The sequence below is a fragment of the Gallintestinimicrobium propionicum genome (assembly GCF_025567525.1).
Taxonomy (GTDB): Bacteria; Bacillota; Clostridia; order Lachnospirales; family Lachnospiraceae; genus Gallintestinimicrobium; species Gallintestinimicrobium propionicum.
The window spans coordinates 42101-67559 of the sequence record NZ_JAOQJY010000007.1; the positions used below are offsets into that span (position 1 = coordinate 42101).

General features: G+C 46.7%; 16 protein-coding genes, 3 tRNA genes and 3 rRNA genes. 21 read left to right on the top strand and 1 reads right to left on the bottom strand.

The annotated features are described in order from the left end of the window. Positions 1 to 83 precede the first annotated feature (83 nt). The 13 genes from OCV62_RS06965 to OCV62_RS07020 all read left to right on the top strand — a co-directional run bounded on the left by OCV62_RS06965 (position 84) and on the right by OCV62_RS07020 (position 14122). Complete coding sequence (locus OCV62_RS06965; RefSeq protein ID WP_317258841.1) at positions 84 to 473, top strand: ParA family protein; 390 nt, start codon at positions 84 to 86, stop codon at positions 471 to 473. A 317-nt stretch (positions 474 to 790) separates the two neighbouring features. Continuing rightward, complete coding sequence (gene cas9, locus OCV62_RS06970; RefSeq protein ID WP_262585727.1) at positions 791 to 4657, top strand: type II CRISPR RNA-guided endonuclease Cas9; 3867 nt, start codon at positions 791 to 793, stop codon at positions 4655 to 4657. After that, positions 4594 to 4908: a Cas9 endonuclease PAM-interacting domain-containing protein gene (locus tag OCV62_RS18660; RefSeq protein WP_416822286.1), complete on the top strand. Its 315-nt coding sequence runs from the start codon at positions 4594 to 4596 to the stop codon at positions 4906 to 4908. The genes cas9 and OCV62_RS18660 overlap by 64 nt, the downstream gene beginning before the upstream one ends. 15 nt (positions 4909 to 4923) lie before the next feature. Continuing rightward, the gene (cas1, locus tag OCV62_RS06975; RefSeq protein WP_262585728.1) at positions 4924 to 5799 is read left to right on the top strand and encodes a type II CRISPR-associated endonuclease Cas1; all 876 of its coding nucleotides are present in this window, start codon (positions 4924 to 4926) and stop codon (positions 5797 to 5799) included. A gap of 4 nt (positions 5800 to 5803) precedes the next feature. After that, on the top strand, positions 5804 to 6109 hold the full coding sequence (gene cas2 / locus OCV62_RS06980; protein ID WP_117494871.1) for a CRISPR-associated endonuclease Cas2: 306 nt from the start codon (positions 5804 to 5806) through the stop codon (positions 6107 to 6109). Further along, complete coding sequence (gene csn2 / locus OCV62_RS06985) at positions 6106 to 6783, top strand: type II-A CRISPR-associated protein Csn2 (protein WP_262585729.1); 678 nt, start codon at positions 6106 to 6108, stop codon at positions 6781 to 6783. The genes cas2 and csn2 overlap by 4 nt, the downstream gene beginning before the upstream one ends. Before the next feature lie 804 nt (positions 6784 to 7587). After that, a 16S ribosomal RNA gene (locus OCV62_RS06990) occupies positions 7588 to 9118 on the top strand. Between the two features lie 218 nt (positions 9119 to 9336). After that, a 5S ribosomal RNA gene (gene rrf, locus OCV62_RS06995) occupies positions 9337 to 9454 on the top strand. Between the two features lie 460 nt (positions 9455 to 9914). Further along, positions 9915 to 12796 (top strand): 23S ribosomal RNA (locus OCV62_RS07000). The 16S, 23S and 5S rRNA genes sit together here with 3 tRNA genes alongside, the layout of an rRNA operon. 115 nt (positions 12797 to 12911) lie before the next feature. After that, a tRNA-Asn gene (locus OCV62_RS07005) sits at positions 12912 to 12984 on the top strand. Positions 12985 to 12993: 9 nt separating this feature from the next. Then, positions 12994 to 13065, top strand: a tRNA-Glu gene (locus OCV62_RS07010). Positions 13066 to 13076: 11 nt separating this feature from the next. Further along, positions 13077 to 13147, top strand: a tRNA-Cys gene (locus OCV62_RS07015). A gap of 93 nt (positions 13148 to 13240) precedes the next feature. Then, on the top strand, positions 13241 to 14122 hold the full coding sequence (locus OCV62_RS07020; RefSeq protein WP_021915242.1) for a YoaK family protein: 882 nt from the start codon (positions 13241 to 13243) through the stop codon (positions 14120 to 14122). Between the two features lie 229 nt (positions 14123 to 14351). Here the strand turns inward: OCV62_RS07020 and OCV62_RS07025 are convergent, their stop codons facing one another. After that, the gene (locus OCV62_RS07025) at positions 14352 to 14885 is read right to left on the bottom strand and encodes a nitroreductase family protein (protein ID WP_262585730.1); all 534 of its coding nucleotides are present in this window, start codon (positions 14883 to 14885) and stop codon (positions 14352 to 14354) included. 140 nt (positions 14886 to 15025) lie between these two features. Here OCV62_RS07025 and OCV62_RS07030 point away from each other — a divergent pair, with 140 nt between their 5' ends. From OCV62_RS07030 to OCV62_RS07065, 8 genes are all read left to right on the top strand, one after another. Then, positions 15026 to 15202 carry a hypothetical protein gene (locus OCV62_RS07030; protein ID WP_262585731.1) on the top strand — a complete coding sequence of 59 codons (177 nt, stop codon included), beginning with the start codon at positions 15026 to 15028 and terminating at the stop codon, positions 15200 to 15202. Positions 15203 to 15330: 128 nt separating this feature from the next. Further along, complete coding sequence (locus OCV62_RS07035) at positions 15331 to 15618, top strand: DUF4491 family protein (protein WP_021915240.1); 288 nt, start codon at positions 15331 to 15333, stop codon at positions 15616 to 15618. A 271-nt stretch (positions 15619 to 15889) separates the two neighbouring features. After that, entirely contained in the window at positions 15890 to 17887 is a 1998-nt protein-coding gene (gene uvrB, locus OCV62_RS07040; RefSeq protein ID WP_021915239.1) for an excinuclease ABC subunit UvrB, read from the top strand. 51 nt (positions 17888 to 17938) lie between these two features. Continuing rightward, a complete protein-coding gene (gene uvrA, locus OCV62_RS07045) occupies positions 17939 to 20797 on the top strand; it encodes an excinuclease ABC subunit UvrA (protein WP_262585732.1) in 2859 nt (952 codons plus the stop codon). 156 nt (positions 20798 to 20953) lie between these two features. Then, the gene (gene mreB / locus OCV62_RS07050; protein WP_021915237.1) at positions 20954 to 21943 is read left to right on the top strand and encodes a rod shape-determining protein; all 990 of its coding nucleotides are present in this window, start codon (positions 20954 to 20956) and stop codon (positions 21941 to 21943) included. Positions 21944 to 22108: 165 nt separating this feature from the next. Next, on the top strand, positions 22109 to 24349 hold the full coding sequence (gene recD2, locus OCV62_RS07055; RefSeq protein WP_262585733.1) for an SF1B family DNA helicase RecD2: 2241 nt from the start codon (positions 22109 to 22111) through the stop codon (positions 24347 to 24349). Beyond that, positions 24346 to 25056: a ComF family protein gene (locus OCV62_RS07060; protein WP_262585734.1), complete on the top strand. Its 711-nt coding sequence runs from the start codon at positions 24346 to 24348 to the stop codon at positions 25054 to 25056. Before recD2 ends, OCV62_RS07060 begins: the two co-directional genes overlap by 4 nt. After that, entirely contained in the window at positions 25053 to 25457 is a 405-nt protein-coding gene (locus OCV62_RS07065; protein ID WP_021915234.1) for a hypothetical protein, read from the top strand. Before OCV62_RS07060 ends, OCV62_RS07065 begins: the two co-directional genes overlap by 4 nt. Positions 25458 to 25459: the final 2 nt, after the last annotated feature.

Consider the following 25459-nt stretch of genomic DNA (forward strand, 5'->3'; position numbering starts at 1 on the left):
GTTCTTTTTATATGATGGAGATACAAGGAGGGCTGATCGTGAAGGTTATGAAAAGCACCAGTGTGTACTGAATCGGCGCAGGACTGGCCATGGAAGGCAAGAGAGTTCTGATGATGGATGTTGACCCGCAGGGCGATTTGACCAAGATGCTGGGCCTTCGCAAGCCGTATGAGCTGCCACAGACACTGGGCAATGTGATGAACGATGTGATTGGCGGCATTCCGCCTGATGAACATCTGGAAATCAGGCATCATCCGGAGGGCTTTGATTTTGTGCAGGGGAACCGATCTCTGACTGCCGTAGAAACCGGACTGGTGAATATTATGAGCTGTGAAACGGTGCTGCGGCAGTATGTGGACAGCGTTAAGCATAACTATGACTATGTACTGCTGGATTGCCTTCCTTGTAATAATGCAAGACCATATGACCACGAATACTCTGATCTGGCGGTAGAAGTGGCATCTTTGATATAGGAACAATATCCGCTGGTAGATTTCTCTATCATGGAACTGATTCAGCTCAATGCTGAGAAGTGCAATCAGCATTGAGTGTAAATGCTGTACAAAAATGATAAAAATAAATGGAAATACATAAAAGTAATGGTTGAAATGACTAAGATATGATAGAATAATAGCAAACAAAAAAGCCGTTTCACACGACTTTTTTTATGCCGCACCATGCGGCGCCAGAGGGCGGTTTCGGGTTTCCCCTTATTTGAACTCGTCTTGTTAATACATGATTACCATAGCATTAGAAATTTCAAATGTCAATATATTATGGAGGCTTTTTTATGAATTCTGATAAAAGAGAAGATTATTATGTGGGATTAGATATGGGTACAGGATCACTGGGGGGTGCTGTTACGGATACACAGTATCATCTGTTGAAAGTAAAAGGAAAAGATTTTTGGTTTGTAAGGGAATATGAAAGTGCAAAATCCCAATTAGACAGAAGAACCCACCGGATCGCCAAAAGAAGGTTACAGCGTCATAAGGCGAGGATCGGATTGATCCGGTCATATTTTGCAGAGGATGTATTGAAGCGTGACCCTTTATTCTATATCCGACAGGATAACAGCAAATATTACCAGGAAGATAAAGATGTCAGACTGACCACAAAAGACAGTATTTTTGCAGATTCTGGTTATGGGGACAAAGAATACCACGATGACAAAGAATACCCTACGATTTTTCATCTGCGGCAGGCACTTTTAAGAGATCAAATAAAAGACGAAGAGAGATATTCACGCTTCCTGTATCTGGCGATTATCAACATGTTCGAACATCGTGGACACTTTCTTTTGAATACAGAATCCAGTGATCTGAATGCAGATATGATAAAAGATGTAGGTGAACTGGTGATGAATGCTATCTGTGGTGTTTCAGAATATGGCTCGGTTACCTATAAGGAAATCATAGAAATTCTGGAAGATAAGAATATTTCAAGGACTGCTAAGAAGGATCAGATAGCATCTAAAATCGATATCAAAAAATCGGAGAAAGCACAGATGGAACGGATCAAATGCCTGTGCGGTATGGAAGCAGATGCCAGAGTTATGTTTGAAATCGAGGCGGATGAAAAGATTAAGATCGCATTTCAGCAGGCTGCTTTTGAAGATGAGAAAGAAGAAATCGAAGTTGCGATTGGAGAAGACCGCTATCTGATCATAGAAAATATGAAACAACTGTATGATTACAGTCAGCTGCAGTCTGTATTGAATGGATTTGATTATCTTTCAGACGCCAGAGTGCAGATGTACGAAAAACATAAAGAAGATCTGCATCTTTTGAAAAAGGTGTATAGAAAAAATCTGGATCGGGAAATGTATGATAGGATGTTCCGCTCCGGAGAAGAGGGAAGTTATTGTGCGTATTCCAATTCTACGAATTCAGTGGATTCTCTGGCAGGAGCGAAAAAGTACAGAAGAAATATGAAAAAAAGAAGCCAGAAAGATCTCTATGACAGGATCAAGAAAGATCTGAAAGAGGTTCATGACGCGGATGCAGATGCTATTCGCAAAGAGATGGAATTAGAATGTTTTCTGCCCAAACAGATTACCGGTGCAAATGGAATCATTCCAAACCAGGTACATCGAAAAGAATTGAAGAAAATTCTTGAAAACGCAGAGCACCATCTCGATTTTCTGAAAGAAAAAGATGAAAGTGGATATACGGTATCTGAACGGATCCTGATGCTGTTTTCCAGTAACATTCCATACTATGTCGGACCTGTAGGCAGCGGATCAAAAACAGGATGGGCAAAGATACAGGAATCAGGACAGGTATTACCTTGGAATATGGAACAGAAGATTGATATAGAACAGACTTCAGAATGTTTCATCACGAATCTTATCCGGGAATGTACGTACCTTTCCGGAGAAAAAGTCTTGCCAAAGCAGTCTTTGTTATATGAGAGCTATTGCGTTCTCAATGAAATTAATAATTTAAGCATTCATGGAAAACGAATCGTACCGGAATTAAAACAGGATATCTACAGGGAAGTATTCCAGGGCTCCAGACTGGGAAAGAAAGTTACGAAAAAGAATATTTGCGCATATTTGATAAACAGAGGACTGATTACGGAAGAATCTGAAGTTTCAGGTATTGACAAAGAGATCAATGCGTATCTGTCATCTTATGGAAAAATGTATGGCGTTTTTGGAGAACGTCTGAGAGAAGAAGCAGTTCAAGAGATAGCAGAAAAAACTATTTATTACGGAACCATCTATGGGGATGCCAAGTCGATGTTCCGAAAAAAACTGAATCAGTATGTTTCTGAAGGATGGATGACAGAATCCCAGGCAAAGCGGATTTCCGGTTATAAATTTAAGAACTGGGCAAGACTTTCCAGAAGTATGTTATGCCTGAGCGGATGTGATAAAAGTACAGGTGAGAAAATTTCTCTGATCCGGGCCATGTGGGAATATAATCTGAATTTTATGGAGTTGATCTACAGCGAAGATTTTACTTTTCAAAAAGAACTGGAAGAAAGAAGAAAAGCGTTAGGAAAAACCTTGCAGGAATTTCAATTTGAAGATCTGAACGAGTACTATTACAGTGCACCTGTGAAACGTATGATCTGGCAGGCTGTTCAGGCATTAAAAGAAATTACGCAGATCATGGGACATAATCCAAAACGTATCTTTATTGAGATGACTAGGACAGAGGAAGAAAAAGGAGAACAGGGAAGAAAGAATTCAAGAGAAAAACGTCTGTTAAAATTGTATGAAAGCGTCAGGGACGAAAGAAACTGGGCCGCAGAAATAAAAAATGCAAATGCATCCGGAGAATTAAACAGTAAAAAAATGTATCTTTATTATCTACAGATGGGAAGGGATGTATATACGGGAGAACCCATTGATATTGAAGATCTATTTGATGATAGCAGATATGACATCGATCATATTTATCCAAGAAGCTTGACGAATGACAACAATATTGAAAATAATCTTGTTCTGGTGTCAAAAACAATCAACCAGAACGAGAAAAAGAATGATTATCCGGTGCCGGAAAAGGTCAGAACGAATATAAAAGTCCGGGATCTGTGGTATAAACTTCATAAAAAGGGATTTATGAATGATGAAAAATACAATCGTCTGACATCCACGGAACGTCTGTCGGAAGATCAGCTTGCCGGATTTATCGCAAGACAGTTAGTAGAAACTGCACAGGGAGCAAAAGGAATCGCAGAGCTTATGAAGGCGATGCTTCCGGGAACGGATATTGTATATGCGAAGGCAAGAAATGTATCTGACTTCAGAAAAGAATACAAGATGCAAAAAAGCAGGCTGGTCAATGATTATCACCATGCACAGGATGCGTATCTGAATATTATCGTAGGAAATGTTTATTTTATGAAATTCACCAGAAATCCCATGAATTTTGTAAAGAAAGAAGCAAGACGTGATGGCAGAAACTATGATTATAATCTTTATAAAATGTACAGCAAAGATATCATAAGAAATGGAGAAAAAGCTTGGATTGCAACAAGCGAACAGGGACCGGGAACGATTCGTCTGGTAAAGGAAACGATGGAAAGGAATACGCCGATCATTACAAGACAGGCATTTGAACAGAGGGGAGAATTGTTTAATCTTCAGCCGGTTGGAAAGTATTCTGCTAAGAAGGATAATTATGTTCCACTAAAAATAAATGATGAAAAAATGCAGGATGTAAGCAAATATGGTGGTTACACTTCTCTGAATCCTTCCTATTTTATCTTTATAGAACATGGATCGGAAAAAAAGAGAAAGAAATGTTTCGAAGTGATACATAGCTATTATGCTGCTCAGATAAAAACGGAAAAAGATTTGATTGATTTTCTGCTGCAGAAAGGATATAAAAATCCAAGAGTGATAAATGCCAGGATAAAAAAGAATGCACTCATAAAATACAATGGATATTTCTTATACATTATTGGAATGGATGCAAGAAAAAATATTGAATTTTCCAATGCAACGGCAATGTGCTTGAAAAATAAATATATACAATATGTTTGCAAGCTGGAAAAAATGAATAAGGCGATTTTGTTATCAGAAAAACAGAAAAAAATTTACACTGGGATGAAAGAATCACCTGTGAAAGTAATCTGGAACTGTACAGAGAACTTACAGAAAAACATCTGCATTCCATCTATCAAAGACATCCAAGAAGCATAGGAAAGTGTCTTGCAGATGGAGAAGGTGCATTTAAGCTTCTTGATATCGAAGAACAGGTGAAGCTTATATGCGATATCGTTCAGTATACATCCTTTCAGAGAGGACTCTTCTCATTGCAAGTTCTTGGAGGACCCAAAGAGGTAGGAAGAATCCGAATATCCGGAGATATGACAGAGGCAAAAGAATGTAAACTTGTAAATTATTCGATTACCGGTATGTATAAAACAGAAATGGATTTACTGAAAAAATAAGAGGGAGGGATAAGTATGAGCTGGCGGACGGTGATCATATCCAGCACGGCGAAGCTGGATTACCAGATGGGATATTTGGTGATCCGAAAAGATGATGTGACAAAGATTCATCTTTCAGAAATTGAAACAGTAATGATAGAATCCACATCGGTGTCACTGACCGCGGCCCTTTTATGTGAACTGACAAAGAAAAAGATCAAAGTGATTTTCTGTGATGAAAAGAGAAATCCTTCGTCAGAACTCATCAGTTACTACGGAGCGCATGATACCTCATTAAAAGTCAGGAATCAGATTGCATGGACCGATGATATAAAAAAACATGTATGGACAGAAATTGTGGCGGAGAAAATACGGAAACAGGCGTTGCATCTGCAGCATTGGAAACGCGAGGAAGCAGATCTTCTTTATCAGTATATCAACGAAATAGAATTTGGGGATGTTACAAATCGGGAAGGGCATGCGGCGAAAGTTTACTTTAATGCTCTGTTTGGTATGGATTTTACCAGAAGTGCGGAAAATGTTACGAATGCTGCGCTGAATTATGGTTATTCACTGCTGCTGTCAACATTTAGTCGCTGCGTGGTGGCGAATGGGTATATCACACAGCTGGGGCTTTTCCATGATAATGTATTTAATCAGTTCAATCTGGCCTGTGATCTGATGGAACCGTTTCGCCCGCTTGTGGATCTGAAAGTGAAAAAGATGGCCTTCCCGTTTTTTGAAAAGGAAGAAAAACATGAGATGGTTTCGTTACTAAAAGAAGAAGTAACAATCGGTAATCGAAACGAATATCTGACGAATGCGATAAAAATATATACCAGGAGTGTCTTTGATGCATTAAATGATAACGATGTATCGCAGATAAAATTTTATAGGACAAATGAGTTATAGATATATGAGAGTAATGGTATTTTTTGATCTTCCGGTTATCACCAGTGCAAACCGAAAAGATTACAGGGATTTTCACAAGTATCTGATAAAGACAGGATTTCTGATGATGCAGGAATCGGTGTACTGTAGGCTGGCACAAAATTCCACAATGGCAGATGCAATTGTGGAAAATATCAGGAAAAATAAGCCTGCGGATGGACTGGTACAGGTGCTGAAGATAACGGAGAAGCAATTTGGGAAAATGGAATTTATTGTTGGAACGAAAAAAAGCGAAATTCTCGACACAGATGAAAGAGTGGTGATCATATGAAACTTGTGAATCCCAGATTAGGATTAGAAGTGGAGTTATCCGAAAATCAGGTTTTGAACATAACCGTTGAATCACCGGTAAAATTTTCAGAAGTTGTATATCATATTTGCAGACAGGCAGGAGGAGAAGAAGGAGAATTCATTCTTTCGGATATTGAAAAGGAACTGTCTATGGAAAAAAGGACGGTAGTGGTTAATAATCCGTTGACGGTTAATTGTGAGGAAAAAAGGATTTTATCTCAGCTTTATAAAAATCTTTCAGAAAAAATATTGGAAGATCATTTTGAAGAATTTGCGACTGTGAATCAGAAGGTTATCCAGTTTATGGATAAGGTTACGAGTTCTTCCGAATTTAATCTGACATATGATGTTGATTTTCAGGCAGCGGGTCTGATAAAATATTGTAATGTACATATGAATTCCTGTTATGATAATCTGACTGAAAAGTTTATAGACTATCTGAGAACCATGAAGCAGATATGTAATGTTGATATTGTTTTTGTGTTGAATCTGAAGCAATATTTCCGTACCGAGGATTTGAGAGAAATCTATAAACACTGTTTTTATGCGAAGATGTATCTGATTAATCTGGAAGGAGTAAAATCAGATCCCATTGAAAGTGACAGATATGTTATTATAGATAAAGATCTTTGTGTGCTGGACCTTGTGTATTAACAACCTTCTATCGTAAGAAGATAATGACTCGGCGAGAACCGGATTTGAGGTTTGAGAGTCTTGTTAATACGGAAGGATTTCAAACAAGGCAACCGGGATCCCGACTAATAAAGCGTTTGAGAGTCTTGTTAATACGGAAGGATTTCAAACTATGGTGCAGGATATGGACAGCGAAAAGTCGTTTGAGAGTCTTGTTAATACGGAAGGATTTCAAACGCTCGGCATGATTTGATTGCTGGTATTATTGTTTGAGAGTCTTGTTAATACGGAAGAATTTCAAACTGCCTCTTTGACACTCCCCATAGCTAAAGCGTTTGAGAGTCTTGTTAATATGGAAGGATTTCAAACTATCATTAAAAAATACAAAAACTGCTTGACATCGACAAACAGTCCTGATATACTTTATGACTGTTGCGGCGAACGAAAGCAACACGGATTTCTAAAAAGAAATTCAAAAAAATAAAAAACTGCTTGACACGAACAGAAAGTTCTGATAAAATAATGAACTGTTGCTGCGAGTGATAAGCAACCGGGTTTCGAAAGAAGCTTGAAAATAAAATGAAAAAAGTTCTTGACAAACAGAGCTGCTTATGATAAACTCAATAAGCTGTCTGAGCGACAGGAACGAAAGTTCTTCTGGAAATACTTCCAATAAGAAGAACGGCACCTTGACAAATAAACAGTAATGCAACCCTGAAAATTCCAAACAGAACAAAAAGTTCTGAGAGAAATTTCAGAGAACAAAAACCTAAAACAACAGTAGAACGGTAAAATTAGCCAGACTGATTTTGACCGGACAAACTTAAACATGAGAGTTTGATCCTGGCTCAGGATGAACGCTGGCGGCGTGCCTAACACATGCAAGTCGAACGGAGCTGCTTTGATGAAGTTTTCGGATGGATTTAAAACAGCTTAGTGGCGGACGGGTGAGTAACGCGTGGGTAACCTGCCTCACACTGGGGGATAACAGTTAGAAATAGCTGCTAATACCGCATAAGCGCACGGTTCCGCATGGAACAGTGTGAAAAACTCCGGTGGTGTGAGATGGACCCGCGTCTGATTAGCCAGTTGGCGGGGTAACGGCCCACCAAAGCGACGATCAGTAGCCGGCCTGAGAGGGTGAACGGCCACATTGGGACTGAGACACGGCCCAAACTCCTACGGGAGGCAGCAGTGGGGAATATTGCACAATGGGGGAAACCCTGATGCAGCGACGCCGCGTGAGTGAAGAAGTATTTCGGTATGTAAAGCTCTATCAGCAGGGAAGAAAGTGACGGTACCTGAATAAGAAGCCCCGGCTAACTACGTGCCAGCAGCCGCGGTAATACGTAGGGGGCAAGCGTTATCCGGATTTACTGGGTGTAAAGGGAGCGTAGACGGCAAGGCAAGTCTGAAGTGAAAGCCCGGTGCTTAACGCCGGGACTGCTTTGGAAACTGTTTAGCTGGAGTGCCGGAGAGGTAAGCGGAATTCCTAGTGTAGCGGTGAAATGCGTAGATATTAGGAAGAACACCAGTGGCGAAGGCGGCTTACTGGACGGTAACTGACGTTGAGGCTCGAAAGCGTGGGGAGCAAACAGGATTAGATACCCTGGTAGTCCACGCCGTAAACGATGATTGCTAGGTGTAGGTGGGTATGGACCCATCGGTGCCGCAGCTAACGCAATAAGCAATCCACCTGGGGAGTACGTTCGCAAGAATGAAACTCAAAGGAATTGACGGGGACCCGCACAAGCGGTGGAGCATGTGGTTTAATTCGAAGCAACGCGAAGAACCTTACCAGGTCTTGACATCCCGATGAAAAACCCGTAACGGGGTTCGCTCTTCGGAGCATCGGAGACAGGTGGTGCATGGTTGTCGTCAGCTCGTGTCGTGAGATGTTGGGTTAAGTCCCGCAACGAGCGCAACCCTTATTCTTAGTAGCCAGCAGGTAAGGCTGGGCACTCTAAGGAGACTGCCGGGGATAACCCGGAGGAAGGTGGGGATGACGTCAAATCATCATGCCCCTTATGATCTGGGCTACACACGTGCTACAATGGCGTAACAAAGGGAAGCGAGCCTGCGAGGGTGAGCAAATCCCAAAAATAACGTCCCAGTTCGGACTGTAGTCTGCAACCCGACTACACGAAGCTGGAATCGCTAGTAATCGCGAATCAGAATGTCGCGGTGAATACGTTCCCGGGTCTTGTACACACCGCCCGTCACACCATGGGAGTCGGAAATGCCCGAAGTCTGTGACTCAACCGTAAGGAGAGAGCAGCCGAAGGCAGGTCTGATAACTGGGGTGAAGTCGTAACAAGGTAGCCGTATCGGAAGGTGCGGCTGGATCACCTCCTTTCTAAGGAAACGGAAGAAGTAAGGAGTTGCATTACTGTTTAGCTATCAAGGAGTGAGTGCAGAAGAGGATGTGGAAGAGCAGATAGCCGAGTTTACTCGGATAGATGCGAAGACACAGACGATTCTATAGGAAGGCTTAACTCTATGAGCAAGATACGAAGGATCTGCGAATAGAGGAAAGGCTGCACGAACGGACTGCAGGATAGCACAAACAATCTTTCCGGTGGCGATGCGCTTAGGGGACACACCCGTTCTCATCCCGAACACGATGGTTAAGACCTAAGCGGCCGATGGTACTATGCTGGAGACGGTATGGGAGAGCAGGTGGCTGCCGGAATCCCTTAAAAAATAAAGCAAAACGCTTTCGTATATAAAATATCATCTGCAAAGATGTTTGTATACGCTGGTATTTACCAGTGATCCAAGCTCAGAAAGTTTCTGATCTTGAATGACTGATAAATCATCAGTCGGTAGAGGAAAGCAAAGCATTCCGGTGGAAACGCCGAGAATCGCGAAGCGATTTCTCGCAGTAACTTGCGAAGCAAGTTATATGGTACCTTGAAAACTGAACATTGAAAATAATCTCAAGTATCAATATCAAGCTTGTGAGAGATCGAAAGATCTCAAACAACGAGATAGGAAGATGAAAGGAAGTAACATTCCGATCATCAAAAACAAGAGACATCCGAGGCCATTGAGTAACATCAATGGAAAAACAAAGCAATTTAAGAACAACCAGGTCTGCAGAGCAACGCTATGCAAAACAGACCAGACGAGAATAGCAAGACTATTCTGCAGGTTAAGCTGTAAAGAGCGCAGGGAGGATGCCTTGGCACTAAGAGCCGATGAAAGACGTGATAAGCTGCGAAAAGCTGCGGTGAGGAGCAAATATCCATTGACCCGCAGATGTCTGAATGGGGAAACCCGGCTGAGCAAACCTCAGTCACCGTATACTGAATCCATAGGTATACGGAGGGAACCCGGTGAACTGAAACATCTAAGTAGCCGGAGGAAGAGAAAGAAAATTTGTCGATTTCCTAAGTAGCGGCGAGCGAACGGGAAAGAGCCCAAACCGGAGTGCGTGCATTCCGGGGTTCGGACTGCAGAATCCACAACCAAGCCTAACAGAACGGTCCTGGGAAGACCGGCCAGAGAGGGTGAAAGCCCCGTACGTGAAAGGCAAGGAAGGGAGGCAGGATCCAGAGTACCACGAGACACGAGAAATCTTGTGGGAATGAGCGGGGACCACCCCGTAAGGCTAAATACTCCTTAGTGACCGATAGCGCATAGTACTGTGAAGGAAAGGTGAAAAGGACCCCGGGAGGGGAGTGAAAGAGAACCTGAAACCCTGTGTTTACAAGCTGTGGAAGTATCGAAAGGGTACAACCGCGTACTTTTTGTAGAACGGTCCGGCGAGTTACGTCGGCTGGCGAGGTTAAGCACTATAGGTGTGGAGCCGAAGGGAAACCAAGTCTTAATAGGGCGTCCAGTCAGCCGGAGTAGACCCGAAACCGGGTGATCTATCCATGTCCAGGATGAAGTTGCCGTAAAAGGCAATGGAGGTCCGAACGCACATCTGTTGAAAAAGGTGGCGATGAGGTGTGGATAGGGGAGAAATTCCAATCGAACCCGGAGATAGCTGGTTCTCCTCGAAATAGCTTTAGGGCTAGCCCTGTGACAGTCAGACGGAGGTAGAGCACTGAATTTCCTAGGGGGCGTCAAAGTCTACCGAAGAATATCAAACTCCGAATGCCGTAATGATGATTCACAGGAGTCAGACTGCACGAGATAAGTTGGGTAGTCAAAAGGGAAAGAGCCCAGACCTACAGCTAAGGTCCCAAAGTGCGTGTTAAGTGGAAAAGGATGTGGGATTTCGAAGACAACTAGGATGTTGGCTCAGAAGCAGCCATCCATTCAAAGAGTGCGTAATAGCTCACTAGTCGAGAGGTCCTGCGCCGAAAATGTCCGGGGCTAAAACACGACACCGAAGCTTAGGAATATACATTGTATATTGGTAGAGGAGCAATCTTAACGGGAAGAAGCAGTACTGTAAGGTGCTGTGGACTGTTAAGAAGAGAGAATGCCGGAATGAGTAGCGAGATGGAGGTGGGAATCCTCCAGGCCGAATATCCAAGGTTTCCAGGGTAAAGCTGATCTGCCCTGGGGAAGTCGGGGCCTAAGGCGAGGTCGAAAGACGTAGCTGATGGACAACAGGTTGATATTCCTGTACTATCATATGACAGAACTGTGGGGACGCAGAAAGAGAGCCTGAGCCGGGAAAGGGAAAACCGGTGCAAGCGGGGTAGGAGTCGTGTAGGCAAATCCGCACGGCAATCCGAAGACGTGAAGCGGAGCGAACTAAAGTAGCGAAGCAGGTGAGCTGGCTGCCAAGAAAAGCCGCTATTGTTCATATGATACCCGTACCGTAAACCGACACAGGTGGATGAGGAGAGAATCCTAAGGCCGGCGGGAGAAGCATTGTTAAGGAACTCGGCAAAATGACCCCGTAACTTCGGGAGAAGGGGTGCCTGCGAGAGCAGGCCGCAGAGAATAGGCTCAAGCAACTGTTTAGCAAAAACACAGGTCTATGCGAAACCGAAAGGTGAGGTATATGGGCTGACGCCTGCCCGGTGCTGGAAGGTTAAGAGGAGATGTCAGGAAACGAAGCATTGAATTTAAGCCCCAGTAAACGGCGGCCGTAACTATAACGGTCCTAAGGTAGCGAAATTCCTTGTCGGGTAAGTTCCGACCCGCACGAAAGGCGTAATGATTTGAGCGCTGTCTCGACAATGCACCCGGTGAAATTGAAGTACCAGTGAAGATGCTGGTTACCTGCGCCAGGACGGAAAGACCCCATGGAGCTTTACTCCAGCTTGATACTGGGATCCGATGCTGTATGTACAGGATAGGTGGGAGGCTGAGAAGCGGTGACGCCAGTTGCCGCAGAGCCGATGTTGGGATACCACCCTTGCAGTATTGGATTTCTAACCAGCTGCCGTGACCCGGCAGTGGGACAATGTCTGGCGGGGAGTTTGACTGGGGCGGTCGCCTCCGAAAGGGTATCGGAGGCGCTCAAAGGTTCCCTCAGGATGGTTGGAAACCATCCGAAGAGTGCAAAGGCAGAAGGGAGCTTGACTGCGACACCGACGGGTGGAGCAGGTACGAAAGTAGGACTTAGTGATCCGGTGGTATTAAGTGGGAATGCCATCGCTCAACGGATAAAAGCTACCCTGGGGATAACAGGCTTATCACTCCCAAGAGTTCACATCGACGGAGTGGTTTGGCACCTCGATGTCGGCTCATCGCATCCTGGGGCTGTAGCAGGTCCCAAGGGTTGGGCTGTTCGCCCATTAAAGCGGTACGCGAGCTGGGTTCAGAACGTCGTGAGACAGTTCGGTCCCTATCCGGCGCAGGCGGAGGATAATTGAGAGGAGCTGCCCTTAGTACGAGAGGACCGGGGTGGACGGACCGCTGGTGTATCTGTTGGCTACCAAAGCCATGGCAGAGTAGCCAAGTCCGGCAGGGATAAACGCTGAAGGCATCTAAGCGTGAAGCCCCCCTCAAGATGAGTTATCCCAATAAGTAAGACCCCTTAGAGAGTATGAGGTAGATAGGTTTGAGGTGGAAGTGCAGTAATGCATGGAGCTGACAAATACTAATCGGTCGAGGGCTTATCCTGACAGGTTGGGAATGGATGTAGAAGATACGAAAGAGGATTTCAGTGTTCAGTTTTGAAGGTATGAAACAGGAAACTGGACAAATACTTTCAGGTAGGACCCAAGAGAAGGGTCTATTCCTCCTTAGCTCAGTCGGTAGAGCATGCGGCTGTTAACCGCAGTGTCGTTGGTTCGAGTCCAACAGGGGGAGCTTAAATAAGGCTCCGTGGTCAAGCGGTTAAGACATCGCCCTTTCACGGCGGTAACACGGGTTCGATTCCCGTCGGAGTCATTTAATAATATGGCGCGATAGCCAAGTGGTAAGGCACGGGTCTGCAACACCCTTATCACCGGTTCAAATCCGGTTCGCGCCTCTTAAGGATTTCTGCTTTGCAGAAATCCTTTTTTGTCGTATAGAAACGAAGTTTTCTATCCAACAAAAAACGCTGCGCGAGGATCATACTGCGATGAAGTGGAATTATGTTACTCATATGACTTGCCGCAGGCGGAGAAGCCTGTCTTTGGTGCAGCAGAAAGGTACAAAGGAGTTTATCGAGATGAAAAGAAGCTATCATGGTCAGATGTCAGAATCTTTTGTTGTCGGAATTTTGCTTTGTTTGTGTGGCGGATTTCAAGATGCGTACACCTACGTTTGTCGGGATAAGGTATTTGCAAATGCGCAGACCGGCAATATCGTGTTGCTGGGAAATCATCTTGCACAGCAGGATTGGAGTGGAGCAGTTCGGTACGCGGTGCCGATTTTAGCCTTTACAGCGGGTATTTTTGTTGCGCAGAAGGTCCATTTCCACTTTGGAAAGAGCGAAAAAATCCATTGGAGACAGCTGGTACTGCTATTGGAAATAGTCGTATTGTTTGCAGCGGGATTTTTCCCGATCGGAATGAGCCTTCCCGCAAATGCACTGATTTCTTTTTCCTGTGCAATGCAGGTGGACAGCTTCCGGAAAATTAGAGGAAACGCAATGGCAACGACGATGTGCATCGGAAACTTAAGAAGTGCGACGGATCTGTGGTGCGCTTATACGGAAACGAAGGATAAAAAAACCCGGCAGAGAAGCCTTCAGTATTATTCCTTTATTCTGGTATTTGCCATTGGGGCGACACTGGGCGGTATTGTAACGGACGCAGTCGGCGTACACGCGGTGTGGATTTGCTGTATTGGGTTGTTGATCAGTTTCCTGATTATGTTTATCCAGGAAGAAGTTAGAGATTTTGAAAAACTGGAAGCCGATCAGAAGCTGCAGCTGGAGCTTGGAACGCTGGCAGATGAATTGAAGGATATCGGAAGAGAAATCAAAAGATGCCTGGGCAGTGGAAAGATTGAAAAATAAAATTTTTCAATCGCGAGATTTGTGTCTGCGCGCACTTGACACAAACTCGGCATGTGCAAAATGAGAGAAAAAATGATAGATGCAGAAAAATAATAAATGTAAAAAATAAATTGAGCAAGTAGTATCGAAAAAGAAACATAATAGAAAAAGGAGCGGCAGGAAGACGATGCGTTCTCAAAAGTCAGGCTTTTGAGGATATGTCACTGCGCTCCTTTTTTTGAAAAATTTTTTAGAAGAAACGTGCCAGTTTCTCGACGGGTTTACGTGCCGGACGTTCCGGGTCAGCATCGCTGTAGCCAACGGAAATGACGCTTACGACCGCTTCATTTTCAGGGATTTCCAGAATTTCACTGATTTTTGCCGCATCACGAATGCCCATCACGAGGGTGGAAAGACCGAGCTCGGTTGCTTTTAACAGAAGAGCCATGCTGCCGAGTCCGCAGTCATAGAAACCCCAGCCGTTGCCGAGCTCATTGGTAGGCTCGCCGTTTCGTTCATAGCCGGAACGGTTCAGGACAACAGTTGTGATAATCAGAGCCGGAGCCTGTTCACAGTTTTTACGGTTAAATTCCGGGAGGGTAGCGCGAATCTGCTCCAGCTTCTCGGGAGTGTGAATGACATAATAACGTGCAGTCTGAGAATTTTTCCAGGAGGGAGCAAGAGAAGCAGCCTCAATCAATGCGGTAAGCTTTTCCGGTTCCACGTCTTTGGAAAGATAGGATCTGATACTTTTCCGGTTTTCAAGTGCGCTTTGCAGTTCCATAAGCAATCTCCTTTGAATAAATTTTTGTGGATTCCGACGTTTGCCGCCAAATCCCTTTTCCATTAGTTTAACAGATGGGACAAGGCTCTACAAGTGTTTCTTGACGGAAGAAAAAACTGTAATACGGATGGAAATACCTGATGGGTGAAAAACTGCAATTCGGGCAGAATTTTCTGATAGAAGACAAACGTCGGCACGGTACGGAAAAGATAAAAGCTGCATATAGTAAAAGAAATACTACCGTCTGCATGCGTTATTTGGAGAGAAGTAATTTATTTCATGACAATAAAATGTTCACAGAGCGTGTAGTTTATTGATGTAAAAAGTAGTGCATAAGGGGGAATAGATTGAAAAATAAAATTTTTCAATCGCGAGATTTGTGTCTGCGCGCACTTGACATAAACTCGGCATGCGCAAAAAACGTGCGCAGAAATGAGAGGAAAAAATGAATTTTTCGGGTATTCTGACAGCAGGAATCAGTTTTTTGGTAATTGGGATTTTTCACCCGATTGTGATCAGGGCAGAATATTATTATACGAAGCGCTGCTGGCCGGTTTTTCTTGTGGCAGGGCTTGCATGCCTCGGACTTTCTGCTTTTGCAAAGCAGGAAATGCCATCCGTATTGCTGGGCGTTCTGGGATGCACGTTCTTGTGGAGCATTCAGGAGCTTTACGAACAGGAAGAGCGTGTCAGAAAAGGCTGGTTTCCAGAAAATCCAAACAGACAGAAATAGAACAAACGTTCTTTAATTCCTATACTTTTTAAAAAATGTATGATATAATGAGCGCAAGTGAGTCAACATGCTTGCATGATTGACGAACGGCGAAATTATTGAGTGAGCACAGCTCACGAGCGAACGAGAGCACAAAAGAAAAACAAGCGACGCCGAAAGCGGCATTTGTTTTTCTCGTGCCATTAGCGAAGGCGCAGCAGGCGGAAAAGCGCGTAAGCGCGGGATCGTGAGCGAACGAGAGCGCAAGAGAGCGGGAACAGGCGGAGGAAAAATGAAACAGGAACAGCAGATTTTCAAACTACACAGTGAATATCAGCCGACTGGCGACCAGCCGCAGGCGATTGCAGAGCTGGTGAAGGGGTTTCAGGAAGGCAATCAGTTTGAAACCCTGCTTGGCGTTACCGGCTCCGGCAAGACGTTTACGATGGCGAATGTGATTGCGGCACTGAATAAACCGACGCTTGTGATCGCACACAATAAGACGCTGGCTGGACAGCTATACGGGGAATTTAAAGAATTTTTTCCGGAAAACGCGGTAGAATATTTTGTATCGTATTATGATTATTATCAGCCGGAAGCGTATGTCCCGTCCACGGACACTTATATTGCGAAGGATTCCGCGATCAACGATGAAATCGATAAGCTGAGGTTGTCCGCTACGGCGTCCCTTTCGGAACGGCGGGATGTTGTTGTGGTCGCCAGCGTTTCCTGTATTTTCGGTCTGGGTTCCCCGGATGAGTTTTCGGGGATGAGTGTGTCCCTGCGCCCGGGAATGCAGAAGGATCGGGACGATGTGCTGCGGGCGCTCGTGACGATCCAGTATGACCGCAATGATATGGACTTAAACCGCGGTTGCTTTCGTGTGCGCGGAGATGTGATTGAGATCAATCCGGCGCAGGGAAGCGAATTTCTGATCCGGGTAGAATTTTTCGGAGATGAAATCGATCGGATTACGGAGGTTGATCCGTTAAATGGGCAGGTGCAGAACACGCTGGAGCATGTCATTATTTTCCCGGCGTCCCATTATGTTGTGCCGCAGGAGCAGATTAATAAGGCCTGCGATGAAATCGAAAAGGAGCTGGAGGGCAGAATCCGCTTTTTCAAAGGAGAAGATAAGCTCCTGGAGGCGCAGCGTATTTCAGAACGGACGAATTTTGATATCGAAATGCTGCGGGAAACCGGATTTTGTTCGGGTATTGAGAACTATTCCAGGCATTTAAACGGAATGCCGGAAGGCGCGCCACCGTTTACGCTGCTGGACTTCTTTAAAGATGACTATCTGATTATTATCGATGAGTCGCATATGACAATCCCGCAGATTCGCGGTATGTATGCGGGTGACCGCTCCCGGAAGCAGACACTTGTGGATTATGGCTTCCGTCTGCCGTCTGCGCTGGATAACCGACCGCTGAATTTTGAAGAATTTGAACAGCGGATCGATCAGATGATGTTCGTTTCTGCGACGCCGGGACCTTATGAAGAAGAGCATGAGCTGCTTCGGACGGAGCAGATTATCCGTCCGACCGGACTGCTTGATCCGAAAATCGATGTTCGCCCGGTAGAGGGACAGATCGACGATTTGATTGCGGAGGTTCGGAAAGAGACCGCACATCACAATAAAGTTCTGATTACGACGTTGACGAAGCGCATGGCGGAAGATTTGACGGATTATATGCGGGAAGTGGGAATTCGTGTACGTTATCTGCACTCCGATGTGGATACGCTGGAGCGTTCCGAGATTATCCGGGATATGCGTCTGGATGTATTCGATGTGCTGGTGGGCATTAACCTGCTGAGAGAGGGTTTGGATATTCCGGAGATTACGCTGGTAGCGATTCTCGATGCGGATAAGGAAGGATTTCTGCGTTCGGAGACGTCACTGATTCAGACAGTCGGACGTGCAGCGCGTAACGCGGAGGGACACGTTATCATGTATGCGGATACGATCACCGATTCCATGAGGAGGGCGATCGACGAGACGGAGCGCCGACGTGCGCTGCAGCAGGCTTATAACGAAGCACACGGAATTACACCGCAGACAATTAAGAAAGCCGTCCGCGATCTGATCAGCATCACGAAGGAGATCAAGCCTGCAGAGACTGCTTTCGAAAAAGATCCGGAATCCATGAGTCGTCCAGAGCTGGAAAAGCTGATTGCGGACGTGCAGAAGAAGATGAAGAAGGCGGCAGCAGAGCTGAATTTCGAAGCGGCGGCAGAGCTGCGCGACCAGATGGTAGATCTGAAAAAGCTGCTGGCGGATATGGACTGAGAGCCTGAATAAGAATGCGTTTGAATGTTATTTCTATAGAGTGAGGAAGAAATGGAAGAAGCAAAGAAAATACTTTCAAAGAAGAACTGTATCAGAATCCGGGGTGCGAACGAGCACAATCTGAAAAATGTGGATGTGGATATTCCGAGGGATGCGCTGGTTGTCTTTACCGGACTGTCCGGCTCCGGTAAATCGTCGCTGGCGTTTGATACGATCTATGCAGAGGGACAACGGCGGTATATGGAATCGCTATCGTCCTATGCACGTCAGTTTTTAGGACAGATGGAGAAGCCGAATGTGGAAAAGATCGAAGGACTTTCTCCGGCGATTTCGATTGATCAGAAATCGACGAACCGTAACCCTCGTTCTACTGTCGGAACAGTAACAGAGATTTATGACTATTTCCGTCTGCTGTATGCGAGAATCGGCATTCCGCATTGCCCGAACTGCGGCAAGGAGATCAAGAAACAGAGCGTCGATCAGATGGTGGATCAGATCATGGCACTTCCGGAAGGAACGCGGCTGCAGCTGCTTGCGCCCGTTGTGCGCGGACGAAAGGGACGGCATGAGAAGGTGCTGGAACGCGCGGCGAGAAGCGGCTATGTGAGAGTCCGCATTGACGGCAATCTGTATGAGCTGGCGGAGAATATCCAGCTGGATAAGAATATCAAGCATAATATCGAAATCGTCGTTGACCGTCTGATTGTGAAGCCGGGAATCGAACGCAGACTGACGGATTCGATCGAAAATGTCCTGAACCTGTCGGAGGGACTTCTGTTTGTAGAACGCGTGGGAAGCGATGAGGAAATGCTGACGTTTTCCCAGAGCTTTTCGTGCCCGGACTGCGGCGTCAGCATTGATGAAATCGAGCCCAGAAGCTTTTCGTTCAACAACCCGTTCGGGGCATGTCCGGAGTGCTACGGACTCGGATATAAGATGGAATTTGATCCGGACCTGATGATTCCCGATCGCACGCTGAGCATCAACCAGGGCGCGATTACCGTGCTGGGGTGGCAGAGCTGTCAGCAGCCGGGATCTTTTGCAAATGCGATCCTGCAGGCACTGGCAAAAGAATATCACTTCGATCTGGATACACCGTTTGGGGAATATCCACAGAAAATTCAGGATATTCTGCTGCATGGAACCGGTGGAAAAGAGGTTCTGGTCTACTATGAAGGACAGCGCGGCAAGGGACAGTATCCGATTGCGTTCGAGGGCTTGATTCGGAATGTGGAGCGCAGATACCGGGAGACAGGATCGGACGCCACTAAGCAGGAATACGAGACATTTATGCGGATTACACCGTGTCGGCTGTGTAAAGGACAGCGTCTGAAAAAAGAAGCGCTGGCAGTAACCGTGTGCGGGAAAAACATATACGAAATTACGTCAATGTTTATCGGAGAGCTGTCGCAGTTTCTGCAGGATATGAAGCTGACGACACAGCAGGAGCTGATAGGCAGCCAGATTTTAAAGGAAATCCGGGCAAGAGTTGGCTTCCTGATCGACGTCGGACTGGATTATCTCTCCCTTTCCAGAGCGACGGGAACACTTTCCGGCGGCGAGGCGCAGAGAATTCGTCTTGCAACACAGATTGGCTCCGGACTGGTCGGAGTCTGCTATATTCTGGACGAGCCAAGTATCGGTCTACATCAGCGGGACAACGACAAGCTGCTCGCAACGTTGAAGAATCTCCGGGATCTTGGCAATACGCTGATCGTCGTGGAGCATGATGAGGATACGATGCGTGCAGCAGATTATATTGTGGACGTCGGCCCTGGAGCAGGCTCCCATGGCGGTCAGATTGTTGCGAGCGGAACCGTGGAAGAGATCATGAATACGCCGGAGTCGATTACCGGTCAGTATTTGAGCGGTGCGAAGAAGATCCCGGTTCCTGAGACGAGACGAAAGCCCACAGGCTGGCTGACTGTGCGTAGCGCGGAAGAAAATAATTTAAAGAAGATCGATGTGAAATTTCCGTTGGGCGTGTTTACCTGCGTGACGGGCGTTTCCGGATCCGGCAAATCGTCGCTGGTCAACGAAATTCTCTATAAACACCTGGCAAGAGATTTAAACCGTGCGAGATGTATTCCGGGAAAACATGCGGGCATCGACGGCATCGAGCAGCTGGATAAGGTCATTGCGATCGACCAGTCTCCGATTGGGCGGACGCCCCGTTCCAATCCGGCGACCTATACAGGCGTATTTGATATGATCCGCGATTTGTTCGCATCGACTTCGGATGCAAAAGCGAAAGGCTATAAAAAGGGAAGATTCAGCTTCAACGTTAAGGGCGGACGCTGTGAAGCCTGTGGCGGCGACGGCATTATCAAGATTGAAATGCACTTTTTGCCGGATGTCTATGTGCCGTGTGAGGTTTGCGGAGGCAAGCGCTATAACCGAGAGACACTGGACGTCAAATACAAGGGCAAGAGCATTTACGATGTGTTGGATATGACAGTGGAGGAGGCGCTGACCTTTTTTGAAAATGTGCCGTCCATCCAGAGAAAGATTCAGACACTATATGATGTAGGGCTTTCTTATGTCAAGCTGGGACAGCCTTCTACGGAGCTGTCCGGCGGCGAAGCGCAGCGGATCAAGCTGGCAGCGGAGCTGTCCAGACGGAGCACCGGAAGGACGATCTATATTCTGGACGAACCCACGACCGGACTGCATTTTGCAGACGTGCAGAAGCTGATCGAGATTCTGCATCGGCTTGCAGAGGGTGGAAATACCGTTGTGGTAATCGAGCACAATCTGGATGTCATCAAGACGGCGGACTATCTGATCGATATCGGACCAGAGGGCGGCATGCGCGGCGGAACGGTCATCGCAAAGGGAACGCCGGAGGAGGTTGCGAAGAATCCTGCATCGTATACAGGATATTATGTAAAGAAGATGCTGAAAAGTTAAATTTTTCTGAATCCCCTTTTCAATACCGGGGTTTTACGCTATAATGGACGCGGACTATTCCAAGAAGGGTGAAGTTTGCCCTGATTAACATAGAGCAGAACAGGGAATGATTGGAACGTACAGTACGTTCGCAGCAGAACGGAAGGAGATTATAGCATGCAGTATACAGATATCGGGATTGATTTGGGAACAGCCAGCATTCTGGTTTATATCAGAGGGAAGGGCGTCGTATTAAAGGAGCCTTCCGTTGTAGCATTTGACCGTGATACCAACAAGATCAAGGCAATTGGAGAGGACGCGCGTCTGATGCTGGGACGTACGCCCGGCAATATCGTAGCAGTCCGTCCGCTTCGTCAGGGCGTTATTTCTGACTATACCGTAACAGAGAAGATGATGAAATACTTCATCCAGAAAGCACTCGGCAGAAAGACTTTCCGCCGCCCCAGAATCGCAGTCTGCGTACCCAGCGGCGTAACTGAGGTAGAGAAGAAAGCTGTTGAGGATGCAACCTATCAGGCAGGCGCAAGAGAGGTCTCTATTATTGAAGAACCGATTGCGGCTGCAATCGGAGCTGGTATCGATATTTCCAGACCCTGCGGCAACATGATCGTGGATATCGGCGGCGGTACGTCCGATATTGCGGTAATTTCGCTGGGAGGAACCGTGGTGAGCGCATCCATCAAGATCGCAGGCGATGATTTTGACGAAGCGATTGTCCGCTACATGAGAAAGAAGCATAACCTTCTGATCGGTGAACGCACCGCAGAGGATATCAAGATCAAAATCGGTTCCGCTTATAAGAGACCGGAGCCGGACTACATGGAAGTCAGAGGACGTAACCTGGTAACAGGTCTGCCCAAGACCATCAAGGTTTCTTCGGAAGAAACAGAAGAGGCACTCAAAGAGTCTACAATGCAGATTGTAGAAGCAATTCACGGCGTATTGGAGAAGACTCCCCCGGAACTGGCTGCGGATATCGCGGACAGAGGTATCGTCCTGACCGGCGGCGGAAGCCTGCTGCGCGGTCTGGAAGAGCTGATTGCGGAGCACACCGGCATCAATACGATGACAGCAGAAGATCCGATGACCGCAGTAGCCATCGGAACCGGCAAATATGTAGAATTTCTGGGCGGATACAGAGAGTAATTCCATCGGAACCGGAACGTAGATGCAAAGCGTATCGAAAACAGGAACATTGTCAGAATCATAACAAGGTCGCCTATTTCATGGGCGACCTTTTGTGTTCAAAATGCCTGTTGGTGTGGTTGGCGGCGCGGTGCAGCCTATATTATAACAACAGCGGAGAAAACAGTGGCACAGCTGAAAGGATTTGTAACACACATTATTTATCGTAACAACGGGAACGGCTATACCGTTTTTGAATTGAATACAGGCGACGAGATCACCTGCGTGGGCACATTTCAGTCTCTGGAAGAGGGAGAAATCCTGGAACTGGAGGGAGATTTTACCGAGCACGCGGTGTATGGGAGTCAGTTTAAAGTTTCTTCGTTCAAATTCTCGTCGCCAGAGGATGCGGCGGGGATGGAGAGATATCTCGGCTCCGGGGCGATCAAAGGAGTCGGCGCTTCGCTGGCGGCGCGGATTGTGAAACGATTCGGGGCGGATACGTTTCGGATTATCGAAGAAGAGCCGGAGCGCCTGGCGGAGATCAAGGGGATCAGTGAGCGCAAGGCGATGGATATTGCATCCCAGATGGAAGAAAAGCACGAAATGCGGGAAGCGATGGTCTATCTGCAGAAATACGGGATTTCCAACACGCTGGCAGTGCGGATTTATGAAACCTACGGCAGCAGGCTCTACCGGGTTTTGGAAGAAAACCCGTACCAGCTTGCGGATGATATTGACGGAATCGGCTTCCGCAAGGCGGATGAACTCGCCGCAAGAATCGGCATCCACACGGATTCGGATTTTCGGATTCGGAGCGGAATTTTGTATACATTATTGCAGGCGTCCGGAGAAGGGCACATGTATCTGCCGGGCAGCGTTTTGATCCGGCGCGCGGCAGCGCTTCTCGACCTTCCGCAGGAGGCAATTGCAGATCAGCTGCCGAACCTTTCGATGGATAAAAAAATGGTCATCAAGAAAAACGGCGAGGATACGATCTGCTATGCGTTTTCGTATTATTACGCAGAGCTTGCCTGCGCGCGGATGCTGGTGGAATTGAATCAGACGATGCTGCCGGAGGGCGAGCTGCTCCCGGCGCAGGAGGAGGCAATTTTAAAACGGGTGGATCAGATTCAGCAGCAGGAGGGACTGATGCTGGACGAGCTGCAGCGGAAGGCGGTTCTGGAGAGCGTCCGCAACAGCATTCTGATTCTGACCGGTGGACCGGGCACAGGTAAGACGACGACGATCAACACGATTATCCGGTATTTTGAAGGAGAAGGGCTGGATCTTTACCTCGCGGCGCCGACCGGAAGAGCAGCGAAGCGGATGACGGAAGCAACTGGCTACGAAGCGCGGACGATCCACCGGATGCTTGAGCTGTCCGGGGCGATGCCGGAAAGCGGCAAAAAGGCGAGCTTTGAACGGAATGAGGACAATCCGCTGGAAGCGGACGTGATTATCGTCGATGAGATGTCGATGGTTGATATCCACCTATTTCAGTCGCTGTTGAAGGCGGTCAGCCCGGGGACGAGGTTGATTTTGGTTGGGGACGTGAATCAGCTGCCGAGCGTGGGTCCCGGACAGGTGCTGGCAGATCTGATTGCCAGCGAGGTGTTCCCTGTCGTCTGCCTGCAGAAAATTTTCCGGCAGGCGCAGGAGAGCGATATTGTTGTCAATGCGCATCGGATTAACAAAGGAGAACAGATTGCGCTGACAAATAAAAGCAGGGATTTCTTTTTTCTGGAGAGGAACAGTGTCCCTGTTATCTACAAGCATATGGTGCAGCTGATTGGAGAGATGCTGCCGAAATATGTAAAGGCTTCACCGTTCGATATCCAGGTGCTGACGCCGATGCGGAAAGGCAGCCTTGGTGTGGAGACGTTAAACGGCGTACTGCAGAGCTGTTTAAATCCTCCGTCGGAGGGCAAAAAGGAGGTTCAGCTGGGTGATACCCTGTTCCGCGAGGGGGACAAGGTGATGCAGATTAAAAACAACTACCAGCTGGAATGGGAGGTCGTCAGCCGTTACGGCATCCCGATCGACAAGGGAGTTGGAATTTTTAACGGTGATATGGGGATAATCCGGGAAATTGACGAATATGCACAGACGGTGCTGGTGGAATATGACGAGCAACGCCGCGTGACCTATACCTATCCGCAGATGGAAGAGGTGGAGCTGGCTTACGCGATTACAATTCACAAGTCGCAGGGAAGCGAATATCCTGCTGTGATTATGCCGCTTTTGGGAGGACCGAGACTCCTGTTTAACAGAAACCTTCTGTATACAGGTGTCACCCGTGCAAGGGGCTGCGTGACGATTCTGGGAAGCCGCAAGGTGGTGCAGGAGATGATCGCAAACGAAAGCGAAAACCGCAGGTACACCAGTCTGGACGTTCGAATCAGAGAGCTGAAAGGGGAAGCTTGATCGATTTCAAAACGCTATTATTTCCACAAAGATGTCCTGTATGCGACAGACCGGTGAAACCGGCCGGAGCGCTGGTGTGCAGAAGCTGTGCACCGAAACTTGTTTATGTCAGACAGCCGCTTTGCATGAAGTGCGGAAAGGAGCTTTCTGATGAAAATCAGGAATACTGCAGGGACTGTCTGCATAAAAAACATCTGTATGACAGAGGGATCAGCCTGTACCGGTATGCGAGCGTTAAAAAGGCGGTTTACCGGTTCAAATATGCGGGCAGGCAGGAATACGCCGCTTTTTTCGGAAAAGAGATGGCATGGCATTTGGGGCGGCAGATCCTTTCCTGGAAGGTAGACGCATTGGTCCCTGTTCCGCTGCATCCGGCGCGGAAGCGCAAAAGAGGCTACAATCAGGCGGAGCTTCTGGCATTGGAAATTGGAAAACAGTTAGGGCTCCGGGTGGAGAACAACTGGCTGATTCGGACAAAAAATACAGTTCCGCAGAAGCTTTTAAATGGGCAGGAACGCCGAAATAATTTGAAAAAGGCTTTTAAAGCAGGGCAAAATGATGTAAAATTAAATGCAATTGTAATTATTGATGATATCTATACGACAGGAAGTACGATAGACGCGATGGCGGCGGTCTGCAGGCAGCAGGGCGTTTCCAGAATTTATTTTGCGGCGTTGTCTATCGGAAACGGACAGGAGGTCAGATGATCAATCAGGAAAAGGTTCTCAGAATGACCAAGATGGCATCGTATGAAGAGCACGGTGGACGGAAGGATCGCGCAGTGGTGGGATATTTTCGCAGCGACTATATCGGAAAACAGACTATTATTTCACTGATAGTGATAACGGCAGCGTTCCTTGCCGGGCTGGGGGCATATCTTGTATTTCATTTTTCAGAGGTAATGGGAAATATTTATTCCATGGATCTGGTGGGAACGGCGAAGAAGATTTTGACGTTATATCTGATGGCGGCAGTTTTATATGTGGCAGTTACCTATGTGATATACACGATCCGTTATGCAAAAGCGAAGAAGAGGCTGCAGTTATTTTTGGAGTATCTGGACTGCCTGGATCAGGATGGAGAAGAGGAAACCGCAGAGAGGAAATAAAA